General features: G+C 44.1%; 11 protein-coding genes. 6 read left to right on the forward strand and 5 right to left on the reverse strand.

The genetic code is table 11. The features are described from left to right. Window positions 1-57: 57 nt before the first annotated feature. The 3 genes from ACF8OV_RS22600 to ACF8OV_RS22610 all read right to left on the reverse strand — a co-directional run bounded on the left by ACF8OV_RS22600 (window position 58) and on the right by ACF8OV_RS22610 (window position 2,076). Window positions 58-192, reverse strand: coding sequence for a hypothetical protein (locus ACF8OV_RS22600; RefSeq protein ID WP_005461920.1), 135 nt, complete (start codon window positions 190-192; stop codon window positions 58-60). Window positions 193-324: 132 nt separating this feature from the next. Further along, the gene (locus tag ACF8OV_RS22605) at window positions 325-672 is read right to left on the reverse strand and encodes a hypothetical protein (RefSeq protein ID WP_015313012.1); all 348 of its coding nucleotides are present in this window, start codon (window positions 670-672) and stop codon (window positions 325-327) included. A 210-nt stretch (window positions 673-882) separates the two neighbouring features. Beyond that, on the reverse strand, window positions 883-2,076 hold the full coding sequence (locus ACF8OV_RS22610; RefSeq protein WP_025546017.1) for a multidrug effflux MFS transporter: 1,194 nt from the start codon (window positions 2,074-2,076) through the stop codon (window positions 883-885). A gap of 107 nt (window positions 2,077-2,183) precedes the next feature. Here ACF8OV_RS22610 and ACF8OV_RS22615 point away from each other — a divergent pair, with 107 nt between their 5' ends. Next, on the forward strand, window positions 2,184-3,071 hold the full coding sequence (locus ACF8OV_RS22615) for a LysR family transcriptional regulator (protein WP_005498358.1): 888 nt from the start codon (window positions 2,184-2,186) through the stop codon (window positions 3,069-3,071). A 248-nt stretch (window positions 3,072-3,319) separates the two neighbouring features. Next, on the forward strand, window positions 3,320-5,140 hold the full coding sequence (locus ACF8OV_RS22620; RefSeq protein WP_203504151.1) for a bifunctional diguanylate cyclase/phosphodiesterase: 1,821 nt from the start codon (window positions 3,320-3,322) through the stop codon (window positions 5,138-5,140). Window positions 5,141-5,192: 52 nt separating this feature from the next. On the opposite strand, the gene ACF8OV_RS22625 is transcribed toward ACF8OV_RS22620, so the two are convergent. Then, a complete protein-coding gene (locus tag ACF8OV_RS22625) occupies window positions 5,193-6,476 on the reverse strand; it encodes a peptidoglycan DD-metalloendopeptidase family protein (protein ID WP_005498353.1) in 1,284 nt (427 codons plus the stop codon). A 124-nt stretch (window positions 6,477-6,600) separates the two neighbouring features. Next, entirely contained in the window at window positions 6,601-7,230 is a 630-nt protein-coding gene (locus tag ACF8OV_RS22630) for a hypothetical protein (protein ID WP_110177925.1), read from the reverse strand. Between the two features lie 160 nt (window positions 7,231-7,390). Between ACF8OV_RS22630 and ACF8OV_RS22635 the strand changes: the two genes are divergently transcribed. From ACF8OV_RS22635 to ACF8OV_RS22650, 4 genes are all read left to right on the forward strand, one after another. Next, window positions 7,391-7,792, forward strand: coding sequence for a GFA family protein (locus ACF8OV_RS22635; protein ID WP_005487761.1), 402 nt, complete (start codon window positions 7,391-7,393; stop codon window positions 7,790-7,792). A 153-nt stretch (window positions 7,793-7,945) separates the two neighbouring features. Further along, the gene (locus tag ACF8OV_RS22640) at window positions 7,946-8,617 is read left to right on the forward strand and encodes a YoaK family protein (protein ID WP_015313010.1); all 672 of its coding nucleotides are present in this window, start codon (window positions 7,946-7,948) and stop codon (window positions 8,615-8,617) included. A gap of 468 nt (window positions 8,618-9,085) precedes the next feature. Further along, entirely contained in the window at window positions 9,086-10,450 is a 1,365-nt protein-coding gene (locus ACF8OV_RS22645) for a YjiH family protein (protein ID WP_005462024.1), read from the forward strand. 446 nt (window positions 10,451-10,896) lie between these two features. Beyond that, complete coding sequence (locus tag ACF8OV_RS22650; protein WP_020842326.1) at window positions 10,897-12,768, forward strand: methyl-accepting chemotaxis protein; 1,872 nt, start codon at window positions 10,897-10,899, stop codon at window positions 12,766-12,768. Window positions 12,769-12,809: the final 41 nt, after the last annotated feature.

A 12,809-nucleotide genomic window follows, 5' to 3' on the forward strand; every position in this document is an offset into this window, starting at 1 on the left:
AAATATTTGGTTGATAGAAACAAAAAGCCCTGATTTTTCAATCAGGGCTTTTCTGCATTAATTCGCCAGTTTTTTCATAACACGAGCAAAAATAGAAGCTTTTTTCTTCTTCGCTTTACCGTAAAGCGCTTTGTGCATCGCATCTTTTGCAATCATCTGGCCAATGTAAGCACCACCAATTTCGTTACCCATGACCTTCTCCTGAATGTATTGACTTAACTATGTTGTAATTTTACACCACAATAAAGCAAAAACAAGATGCCCGTCACATTTATTTTGTAATTTTATTTCAGGAAGTGCTTTTTGATTTTTTAGAAAGCCAGCTTATCGCTTCGGTTGCTGGTAAGTTTTACCTGCAGCCATGTAGGTGTCTTTCTGCTTGATCTCAAAGAAAGTTTCGAAAAACCAAGCTGCAAACTTAATCATGTTGTCGCCTTCATTCATGACATGCTCAACGTATTCTTGCTCTACCCCGGACTCGTCTTCTTGTAGAGTGATGTGGTAAATACGTTTTTCGCCTTCAACTTCTGCAAGACCAAACTGACCAGTTAGGGATTCTGCCGCTTGTGCAACTTCTTCTTCCTCACACGCTTTAAGTAGTTCTAGCGCCTTTGGCATGTTTTCTTGCAAGGTAATTTCTTTTACCAGTGTTTCAAATTCGTTTTGTTGCATTCTTTCACCTAACGATTGGAGAGCGAGTTGTCAGTTTGCAGAAACTACTGCGCTAGCTTGAATCAAAGTACCGCGCCAAACCTTGCTCCCTTGATTGAAACAAGTTCAGCGCGATTGACTCAAGTCATTCACTAAGCCTGACTTAATTTAGCTGCGCATTTTAGAAAGGAGCCACTAACCTTGCAAGTACATTTCCCTTCGCTAGAACATTCAACTGGAAGCTTCCGGCTGCGCAGTCTGACGAGGTGCCCTTCGATATTGGCTAACCACCAGTACGATGCAAGAAATTAGAGCGATAAATAAATAAAAGATGCCTAGCTGATGCTGATCCGTCACCCACTTTTCAACCAAGTAGCCACCAAACAAACCCGCTAAACACATTTGAATTGAGCCAGACAATGCAGACACTGCCCCGGCTTGCTGCTTATGCGGAGACAACAACAAACTTATCGAAACCGGAAAAGACATCCCTTGCGCAAAACTCAAACACGTGAATGCGACCAGTAACGATGCAACCGTAAACGGCGTCACCAACAGTAAACACCCAGAAAGCGCGACAATCGCAAAGCTCATCAACAGTATTTGCTGTGCTTTATAACGGTTATTGATCAAATTGAGGACGACGCTCCCCATCAACAAACCAGCTGATGGGATAATCATCAAAGAACCATAATCAGCCGCGGTTAAGCCCAATTCTTGCTGCATCAAAAATGGATATAAAGACAGTGTCACTAAGCCAGATAGGTAGCTTAACCAGTTATAACTGGCACTCCCGATAACTTGCTTGTTCGTTAGCAAGTAGTAGTAATTCACCATGACTTGCCTTACCTCGAACTTGCGTTTTGGATACGGCAGCGTTTCTGGCAGAACCAAGTAGCCAAGGATAAATATCGCCAACAAATAAAGCAGCACAAAGACAAATACCGCTTGCCAGCTAAAGTGATACGCAATCCATCCGCCAAAAAGAGGCGCGACAATCGGCATGACAGAAGCAGTGACAGAGATATACGACAAAGCTTTCGTTAACTGCATACCGTCATAACTGTCCCGTAGCACTGAGCGCCCTAAAACAGAGGCACTGCCGGCTCCTAATCCTTGCAGCAATCGCCCTGCCTCAAGTGCAGAAATGTTATCGCCAAAGACGATACAAATGACGGTACCGATTAAACAGATGCTTTGTCCGAGAATAAACACCGGTCGTCGTCCAATGGCATCAGAAAGCGGACCGTAAAATAGCTGTGACACACCGAAACCAACCAAAAATAATGTCACCAAACTCTGAATCGAAGGTTGTGGCAAGTTAAGGTCATGGCCAATGAGCGGTAAAGAAGGAAGATAGATACTGACGCCAACCTGGCCAGTAGCAATGATCATCATCGCAAGTAACAACGGTGTTTTACGCACTAGTCCCCTCCCACTTGTATTACAGACTTATTGCAAACAGTGTATATTTGATACTCAACGATGATAATCAGCTAAATTGGAAAGGAATTATTTCCTCGGAGGACTTAATGGATTGGATTCAAAGTGTACAAAGTTACATTCGAGTTATCGAAGAAGGCAGCTTCAATGCAGCCGCACGGAAGCTCAACACGACAAGCTCCGCCATCAGCAAGCGTATCCAGTGGTTAGAGGACAAAATTGGCGTCCAGTTACTCAAGCGTACCACTCGTTCAATAAGTCAAACCGAAGCTGGTGCCCTATTCTACGAGCGAGCCAAAGTGCAACTTGACTCTTGGCAGTCCGTGTTAGATGAAACTCGCTCAGTAAACCAGTCTCCGGCCGGTCTGTTAAAGATTGGCGCAACGTTGGCGGTAGGTTCTAAGTTTTTAGTCCACTACCTTGATGATTTTCTAGAAAAATACCCCGATATCACTCTGCAACTCACCACGACGCTACCCGGTCAACTGCCGGAACTGAGTTTGGATCTCTTCATCAGTCGTCATTTAGAACAGCTCAATTCATTAAGCTTTAAAGCAACCCCGCTGTTCGAACACAAAGCTCAGTTTTATGCAGCGCCGAGTTACTTAGAAAAATACGGCACGCCACAAAATGTTGAAGAGCTGACAAAACACAATATTTTGATTTGGGGAGAAAAACCGGCAAGAGAGATCAAGACCAACCGTGGGAAAAGAGTGAGCTTGTCAGGCAACTTCGCAACGACCAATCCAGAAGCTCTGTTTCATGGCGCAAAACGCGGAATGGGTATCTTGATGACCAACAACGTAATGATCAAAGACGATTTAAAATCCGGGGCGCTAGTGCCTATTTTGCCGGATGTTACAGCCGACGAGGCTACGGTGTATGCGTACTACCCAAAACTGGACTACCAACACACACGCACCCAATTGTTCCTCGACTATCTAAAATCCCGTTTAGAAGAAGAAAAGCGCATCTAATTTGATAGTTTTCTTGTTAAATGTGTGAGTAAGCGACTACTTTGAAATTAATGCCTCAAACTTTGATAACACTCTAGTCTTACTAGACTCACCTATTAGTGTTAATTCCTTGTCTGTTGGGATTCAAAGTTTGAAAAATCTCCTTAAGTAAACGATAGTTTACTTGATGCATATCAAATTATAAGTCGTCGTGTCGCACAACTATCAAAGCACGATATGAAATTAATAACGGCTAGGTAACGTGTTTAATGGATCATGTACAAATCAGTGTCCAAAAGCTTGATGAAATATTGAAGCTCAATGGGAGCGCTATGCTCAACAGAGTGACTTTAGATATCCATCAACAGTTGAAGAGTCATTGTACATGCGTTGTTGAAGTGGCTCATCTTCAACATGCTGCGCACACCATTTCCTTTGCAAGTGGCGGAGAGATCTCAGATAACCTCAGTTACCACCTGTCGGGCACTCCATGTGAAAAAGTCGCGAAAGACATTGGCGAGCACATCTTTTACCAAGATCAGGTCTATAAACGCTTTCCTGAAGACCAGATGTTTCAGGATGATGGCGTTCAAGCTTACCTTGGCCTACCGTTGAAAACACAAAGTGGCGAAGTGCTTGGGATTTTGCTGTCTACTTTTACTCGAAGTATTCACGCGAAAGAAGCACAAGATGTGCTCGAACTTCATCGCTTTTATGCCAATGTGATTATCCATAGCCTTCGTGAAAAATGGGTCAGCGAGCGTTCGGACAAACTCCTAAACCAACTTAGCTACGAAGTCTCTCATGACAACCTCACCGGTTTGTTGAACCGCAGCTGTTTGGCAGATACGCTAGAAACATTAACGCAGCAAGCCACCCGCCCTTTTAATCTGGCGTATCTGGATATCGACAACTTCAAATCGATAAACGACATCAACGGGAACTACATTGGTGACCAGATCATCAAGTTTACTGCAAATGCGATTCAGCAGAGCTTGTCTTCCCCGAATAACGCTTTTCGCGTTGCTGGCGACGAGTTTGCCTTTATTACTTACGATGAAGATCCCGTGGCTGTATGTCAGGAAGTGCTCGATAAAATTGAAGCTGGTTACAGTGACAAATCCAATCGTATTTCGTTTACCGTGAGCATTGGCATTGCACGAGCGCCTGTTCACATGCTCAACAGTGATGAACTGATCCTAAATGCCAGCTTAGCGTTGAAAGATTGCAAAAAACACCGTGACACACGAGTTCAACATTACGACACGCACTTAAGTGCGCTTTATCATCGTCAAACGCAACTGATTGAAGCGATGCGCATTCAATTAAGCACGAGCATTACTGAAAGTCATGAGCTTTACGTGGTGTTACAACCGATTGTTGATGTAAACAATGATCGCTGGGATTACTTTGAAATACTCGCTCGTTGGAACAGCAGTGTGTATGGCAACATCTCCCCTGCGGAGTTTATTGAAGCGGCAGAGCAATCGGGATTAATCATCGAATTAGGTGAGCGAATCATAGAGTTAGCATGTATTGCGAAGCAAGAGTTAGAGGCTCACCTCGGTTATACCGTGAAGCTATCCATCAACTGCTCTGCACACGAATTGGTCGATTCAAACCGCTACATCAACCACCTAACAACCTTGCTCGAGCGATACGGTCATGATGCTTCGGACTTTGTTATAGAGCTCACCGAAACCGTTTTGCTTTCACAAAGTGGACGCGAGCAGATGGTTTTGAACTCGCTTCGCTATCTTGGTTTTAAAGTCGCACTGGATGACTTCGGCACTGGCTATTCGAGCTTAAATTACATTCATAATTACCCTATCGACAGCATCAAAATTGACGCCACATTTGTGCGCAATATGCTCTCGAACAAAACGTCAGAGCAAGTGGTATATCTGATAGCCCAGTTAGCTCAACTGTTGGATGTCGACTTAATTGCAGAAGGCGTAGAAGACGACAGGGCGTTAAATAAGCTTATCGACATGGGTTGCCATTATATTCAAGGCTACTTCTATTCTCGCCCACACAACGTCGATGAATTGGTACACATGATTAACGATAGACAAGTCAAACGCGCATAAAAAAGACCAAGCAATTGCTTGGTCTTTTTGTTTCGATTAAGAGCCTAAACAGCTATAAAACCGCTTTCTCTTTGTTTTTTAGTAGCTTATCCATTTCATCTCGATTCGCGATGAAGGTTGCCATCTCCTTCTTAGGAACAGAGCTCGCCATCGGAATATTCGCGCGCATCGCGTTGACAGGGCGTCCGTACTCGATCAATTCATAATGAAGGTGTGGGCCAGTAACTCGGCCTGTTTTACCAGACAAACCGATACGCTGACCGCGAGAAACTTTTTGGCCTTTCTTCACTAAGATCTTGCTTAGGTGCAGGTAACGCGTTTTGTATTTGTTACCGTGCTCAACAACAACGTAGTTACCCGCATATGGGTGCTTACGGGTCATAATCACAGTACCGTCACCCGTCGACACTACTGGTGTGCCAGTTGGCACAGCAAAGTCAGTACCGTTATGCGGTGCAACACGGCCTGTTACTGGGTGTAAACGATTTGGGTTGAATCCAGAACTGATACGCCAACTACGGCTCACAGGATAACGTTGGAACGCACGCTGTAGGCTTTCACCTTTCGCGTTGTAGAACTGACCATCCGTATGAAGATACGCGGTTATCTCACGACCACGATTGTAGATTTTGATCGCTTCGATTTCATTCTTGCCAGTTGAAACACCGTTGATAGTTTGTGAACGACGAACCACTTCAAATCGGTCACCCGCACGAAGATCACGCCCAAAGTTCACCTGCTCTTTTAGCAAGCCCACCACTTGGCTGATTTCTGCAGAACTCAGACCTAAACGATTCGCAGAAGAAGAGAAACTGCCTTGAATTACGCCAACTAGCGGCTCCTGACGCCAAACACCAGGAATGGAAATATCGGTAAAGTCATAGCCACCATCGCTGTTCAGCTGGTAAACCACTTTATCTGCAATCGAAAATTGCAGTTCCATTTTTTCTAGCTCGCCTGTGGCATCATTGCGCCAAAAACGCAGCGTATTACCAGGCTTTAAGGTATCAAGTGCAAGGTAGTTCAAATCCGTTTCCATTACTTTCATTAATGAACTGTAACCGAAACCGAGTTGGCTAAAGATAGTACTTAAATTATCGCCAGCTTGGATTTGATACTCAAAATTAGGTGGAGTGACGACTTCCGCAGTCGTCGCATCAAGAATTCGTTCAACAACCTGCGATTCTGGCAGATTTAATGCGATGGTTTTAGTTAAAGATGACTCTTTGAGAGAGTGAGAAACACCTATCGCAACTAAAACTGGCAAGGAGTATAACAGTAGCGCTCTACGACTTGTCAGATTCGGCAACCGTTTTGTAATTTCATTTGTAGACACGGGAATTACTATCTCCTTTCAAACAAGGCTCATAGCTTATGCATTCCCGTATAAGAAATCACTATGAAATTTCGAGATCTAGCGCAGAAAACACTTAATTTTTACAGAAGTCAAAAAAAATTCATCACTGTTGCATATGTAGGTTATTACCTACACGGGTTAGAGTGGCTGAATTTGATTGATTTGGCTCATCTGCCATGGATTGACTTTCGCCATGCGTTAGGAATGAAATAGCGATTTTGGTATCCGTTTGCCAATTGATTTGAGCAAATTTAACTCGATCACCAATAAACACGCTGTCTAGCAACACCACTCGGCTCGGGATCGGATCAAACTTAAACAACCCAACATAATAAAATGCCCCTGAGCCTTGAGTCGTAACAATCATCGGCGCCGCAATCCAAAATTCTTTGTTGGTTTTACGTTGAGCGATAAACGCGGTCGGTACCAAAACCTGCCCCTTTGTCGCGCCTGCATCATACTGACCAATCAGGTAGCCATTCTCCTTGTCCCACTCTTCTAAAAAAGAGACGGCATTTTGCTCTGGTACTTGAATTGTCCACGGATTCTTCGCTTGCACTCCCAACACTTCGGCAACGATAGGATTAGATTGCACCTCTGCTTGCGGAAACTTGGCCATGATTTCATCATCAGACAAGCTAAAGCGATACACACCAGCAATGATAACAATCGCTAATAGCACGATAGGAATAAGAAGAATGAGTGGAATTGGCAGAATTCTGCTGCGAGCCATGGCGACTTCCTTGTTTTTGTTCTAAAAATTGTGTTCGGAGTATATACCAATTCCAATAGGATCACCGCATACACTCAAATCTCGATGAACCAAGTATCGTGAAATCACTCGAGCGGATTTAGGTATAAACTGTTTAGTGGGCAATCGATAGGTAATAACGATGACAAACATAATTCACACCGGAGAGTGCGCCTGTGGCTTAGTTCAACTTCGCTGTAAAGATGAACCTCTGCGAACCTCTATTTGTCACTGCTTTGAATGCCAGAAACGAACAGGCAGCGTTTTTGGTGTCCAGGCCAAATTCGATAAGGAGCAGGTCATTTTAGATGGTGACACGACCAACTACACCAGAATCAGCGACGATGGTAATGAAGTGAAATACGAATTTTGCCCTGCTTGTGGCACGACGATGCGACTGTTGTTATCCGCAGCTCCTGAAATCGTTGTTGTTCCCGTTGGAATTTTCAATAACACCGAATTTCATGAGCCAAAAGTTTCGATTTATGAGCAAAGGAAACATGGCTGGGTGAGTTTCGAGTGCACAATGGAACACATTCAATAGAGGGGAATCCCCCTTTATTGGCTTGTTATTATCTGAGCAAAAGCTCTATAAATGAGATTTTTTTGAGAATGATCAACCGAGTTGAACAGGAAAAGGTTTCGTAACTCAGTGTGAGCGTTATAATCTGCTCCTAACATTTGGTGGGGTTTTATTGTGATTTCCAGACTTCCTCGTTGGGTGGAATATGGCGCGTTTCTACTTGCCCTTCTCGCGGGCTGCGTCAATGCCGTTGGTCTTCTCGGCTTTCAACATCAAGCGATAACGCATCTTTCCGGAACCGTAACTCAGCTAGGGAATAGCCTATTAACAGGTATGGATAATTCCATTCACCTGCTCTTTATCGTATTCAGCTTTTTGATTGGCTCTGCGTTTAGCGGCTTCTTTATTGAGAGTAGCGCTTTAAAGCTTGGCCGACGCTATGGTGTGGCACTTTGTATTGAAGGGAGTTTGTTACTGTTAAGTTTAGGCTTCTTGGTCGAGGGCGACTCCTACGGCCAATACTTAGCGTCAGCAGCATGTGGTTTGCAGAATGCGATGATCACCACTTTTAGTGGCGCAGTTGTCCGAACGACACACATGACGGGGATCATTACCGACCTTGGCATTATGATTGGTGAGAGCTTACGAGGACGTCAATTTGACCGCCGTAAAGCTAAGTTGTTTCTATTCATCTTCTTTGGTTTTTTACTAGGCGGGAGCGTCGGCGCTGCCTTATTTATGGCTTATGGCTTGTATGCTCTGGTATTTCCTGCAATTTTAGCCTTTGGTATCGCGCTAATTTACTGGGCTTACCTTTACTCCATCAGTCGCAACCAAAACGCTTAATTTCAAGCAACGGATTCAGCCATCAATGCATGAATCCGTTGCGACTCTGCTTCATTCCAATCCACCTTCGACTGTCTCAACTTTCTTTATATAACACTCACTACAACCTTCTATAGCCCTTAGTACTATTAAGGTTAAGCCTAAAAACCAAGGTAATTTACGTGAGATCGTAATCACATTTGCCCGTCTTTTTATTATTCCAGTCACACTGCGCCCCATAAGAATCTGCACAGCACGCCTCTCGTGCTACAATTTTCTAACACACGCAACATTTTCATATACACAATGGCGTTATTTGGCAATTTATCCGATAAATCGGCTGAATAACTACATGTATTTAATGAATAGTATTGCAATGGATGCAGTTTGCGGGTACCCTCCGCATCACTGTGATTAAATACGGATGTTTAGTGAATATTTATGTCATGGAATATGGCGAGTATTGACTAGTAGTAACACGAGAAAACTATGCATAACAACACCAATGCTACTGAAGCACCTAAGGGCAACTTTTGGATGTTCTTCATTCCATCCCTAATCGGTCTTCTGCTGTTTATGGCGCCTATTTCTTACAATGGCGACCTCACTATCCCTGTTGCAGTCATGGCAAAAGTCATTCCTGCCTTACTTGGCGATGCACTTATTGCTATCGTTACCGCTATTATCGCTTTCATGGCTGTCGCTTCTGTTCTTTGTAAAATTTTCAAGCCAGCAGCGATCCTTCGTAACGGTTTCTTAAACGGACTTTTCAACCCGTCTCCACTTTGGCTTGTTGTTCGCCTAATCGGTGGTGCTGCGGTATTGATGACGTTCTTCCAAGTAGGTCCAAAAGCGATTTGGGAAGAAAACACCGGCGGCCTTGTTTTAACTGGTCTTCTACCAACGCTATTCGCAGTATTCATTTTTGCTGGCCTTCTGCTTCCTCTACTACTTAACTTCGGTCTTCTAGAGCTATTTGGCGCGCTATTAAGTAAAGTAATGCGTCCAGTATTTAACCTACCTGGCCGTAGTGCGATCGACTGTATGGCATCATGGTTGGGTGATGGCAGTGTGGGCATCCTACTGACAAGCAAGCAGTACGAAAACAAGTTCTACACTCAACGTGAAGCGGCAGTTGTTGGTACAACGTTCTCAGCGGTATCGATCACATTCAGCTTAGTTGTTATTGCTCAGGTTCAACTTGAACACCTGTTCCTACCTTTCTACGGAGCTATCTGTTTAGCAGGTATCGTGGCTGCGGTTATCATTCCTCGTTTGCCGCCTCTAAGCCTGAAAAAAGACCGCTACATTGACGGCAGCAAGCCAGCAGAAGATGTAGATGCAGTGCCAGAAGGTCACACGACATTCTCTTGGGGCATGGACTTAGCTCTAAAACGCGCTGCAGAAGTAAAATCTGTTCAGTCTGTATTCAAAGAAGGTGTGCACAACGCTATCGATATGGTGTTTGGCGTACTGCCTGTGGTTATGGGTTTGGGTACCGTTGCACTAGTGATTGCTGAATACACGTCAGTGTTTGAGATCCTTGGTCAGCCATTCATTCCTTACTTAGAGTTGCTACAAATTCCTGAAGCGGTACAAGCATCGCAAACTATCGTGGTTGGCTTTGCAGATATGTTTATCCCTGCGATTCTGGCGGCATCTATCGACAACGAAATGACTCGTTTTGTTATCGCAGCAATGTCTGTTACTCAGTTGATTTACATGTCAGAAGTTGGTGCACTACTACTAGGTAGCAAGATTCCAGTTAACATCGTAGAACTGTTTGTTATCTTCATTCTGCGTACGCTGATTACACTTCCTGTGATTGCTGGTGTTGCGCATCTGATTTTCTAAAATCAAAGCATACACAAAGGCTCCGCTCTGTCGGGGCCTTTTTTACAACTAAAATTTGGCTTACTTACCCACTTAACTTCGCCTCCCAACGTAAACTCTATAATTTACAAAGAAAAAACCTCTATAAACGCTTATTTATAATACATAAAACTTTACTAAACTCCTCAATCAAACCTGTTAACAGCAGTACTCTTTAAGCAATTCCTTTCATTATGACGCTTTCATTAAGATGGCTCACAAATCAGATCAAACTCACAAGTTTTAACTCAAACCACCATTTTGTTTAATTTTGGTTAAAAAAGACAACAAATGGATTCATGTTTTTGATAAAGATGTCGATAAGAAAGTAATCAAACACAACAGGTTTCTTTTTCTGCCGAATTCACCCGAACCCAAAAAGAGGTGGAAGCAGAAGAAAACTATCCGGGAGACTTAGAGGAAAACTCATGAAATTCAGACATAAGGTTGTCACCGCCTCTTCAATTTTGCTGCTAATTACTGTGTCGCTACTATCGACGCAACAAGTTATGACGATTCGTTCTCAAACTCAGGAGCACATCAATTCAAGCGTTAAAGAGATTTTGACCAGTGTGAGCAACACCGTTCAATCCGAAATGAACGCGAAGAAAGATCTCGCACGCTCGATCACAGAGATCATAGAACTATCGCCAAACGACCGCACATACGTAAAAGACATTCTTGAGAAGCCAACTCCGAAATCGAGCTTCCTAGCGATTGGTTTTGGTTACGAAAGTAATGGCTTCGTGATTGAAAACGACGACGGTTGGGATGCAGGGCCTGATTATGATCCTCGCCAGCGCCCTTGGTTTATCGCAGCCAAAAACAAAGGCGATTTGGTGGTTACCGACCCTTATGTTGATGCATCATCTAAGAATGTGATCATCTCTGTTGGTACGCCAGTGAAACAAAACGGCCAGTTCTTAGCTGGCATGTTTTACGACCTAGAGCTAACTACCCTTTCCGACCTAGTTAACCAAGTGAACCTATTTGATGCTGGTTACTTGTTCTTAGTCACTGACGATGGCACGACGATTGCGCACCCGCAAAGTAAGTACAACGGTGAAAAGCTCAATAGCTACCTACCGCAAGTTGACTTAAATAAGGCGACTCAACACATCGAAGTTGATAACAATCCTTACATGGTTAGCCTTACTCATATCCCAAGTGAGAACTGGTACGTGGGCGCCATCATTGATGAAACGGCAGCTTACTCAGTGGTTGGAGAGCTACGTAATAGCGCGATCATTTACTCAATCATCGCTGTACTTGCTTCAGTTATCGCATTAACACTTCTGATCAGAACCCTAATGCGCCCGCTAGATACACTAAACACGGCAATTAAAGACGTCGCATCTGGCAAAGGTGATTTAACGCAACGCCTAGAAACTGACACCGATCAGGAGTTTTCTGAGCTAGCGAAAAACTTCAACACCTTTATGGAAAATCTTCAGCAGCAGATCATTGAATCGAAATCGATCTCTGATCAGATTCTTACTGGCACTCAAATCACGGCAGAAGGCGCACGCGACTCCGCTGGTGCCATTCAAACTCAGCTTCAAGAATTGGAGCAACTGGCAACCGCAATGCACGAAATGTCTGTCACCGCGACAGAAGTTGCGAACAACGCACAAGGCGCCGCAAGCGCTGCGAAAGAAGCCGATCAAGCAACCATTGAAGGCTCATCAGTCGTGAGCGAATCAACACAAACCATTAATATGCTCTCAGACAGCATTGATTTGGCGGTTGAAGAAGTTCAGGTGTTAGAGTCAGCAACAGCAAACATCGAAACGATTCTTAAAGTTATCAACGATATTGCAGACCAAACCAACCTACTTGCATTGAATGCTGCAATCGAGGCTGCACGCGCAGGTGAATCTGGTCGTGGTTTTGCTGTAGTGGCCGATGAAGTTCGCACACTGGCACAACGTACACAGGAATCGACAACAGAAATTCGCAGCATGATTGAACAGCTACAATCTGGCGCGTCTTCAGTGGCAAGCGCGATGCATCAAAGCAAAGGCAGTGCTGTAGAAGCGGTAGAAAAAGCCGATTTGGCGAATGATGCGCTACAACGCATTCGTGATGCGATTCAACGGATCTCAGACATGAACTTACAAATCGCCTCTGCGGCAGAAGAACAAAGCCTTGTCGCGGAAGAAATCAACAACAACACGGTCAACATTAAAGACCTCTCCACTCAAGTTGCTGATTCTGCAAACCGCACTAACGAAGCGATGCAATCTCAACACGACAATGTACGCAAGCAGGATGAAATCCTAAATCGCTTTACGGTTTAGGTCTTTCATCAACAAAAACAGCGAGCCTAGCTCGCTGTTTT

Origin of the sequence: Vibrio sp. GLN_1 (assembly GCF_043106015.1) — a bacterium.
Lineage (GTDB): Bacteria > Pseudomonadota > Gammaproteobacteria > Enterobacterales > Vibrionaceae > Vibrio > Vibrio parahaemolyticus.

Coding starts and splice junctions, on each gene's coding strand:
- ACF8OV_RS22650 (WP_020842326.1), top strand. CDS start 10,897: ATGAAATTCAGACATAAGGTTGTCACCGCCTCTTCAATTTTGCTGCTA.
- ACF8OV_RS22645 (WP_005462024.1), top strand. CDS start 9,086: ATGCATAACAACACCAATGCTACTGAAGCACCTAAGGGCAACTTTTGG.
- ACF8OV_RS22605 (WP_015313012.1), bottom strand. CDS start 672: ATGCAACAAAACGAATTTGAAACACTGGTAAAAGAAATTACCTTGCAA.
- ACF8OV_RS22600 (WP_005461920.1), bottom strand. CDS start 192: ATGGGTAACGAAATTGGTGGTGCTTACATTGGCCAGATGATTGCAAAA.
- ACF8OV_RS22635 (WP_005487761.1), top strand. CDS start 7,391: ATGACAAACATAATTCACACCGGAGAGTGCGCCTGTGGCTTAGTTCAA.
- ACF8OV_RS22630 (WP_110177925.1), bottom strand. CDS start 7,230: ATGGCTCGCAGCAGAATTCTGCCAATTCCACTCATTCTTCTTATTCCT.
- ACF8OV_RS22620 (WP_203504151.1), top strand. CDS start 3,320: ATGGATCATGTACAAATCAGTGTCCAAAAGCTTGATGAAATATTGAAG.
- ACF8OV_RS22615 (WP_005498358.1), top strand. CDS start 2,184: ATGGATTGGATTCAAAGTGTACAAAGTTACATTCGAGTTATCGAAGAA.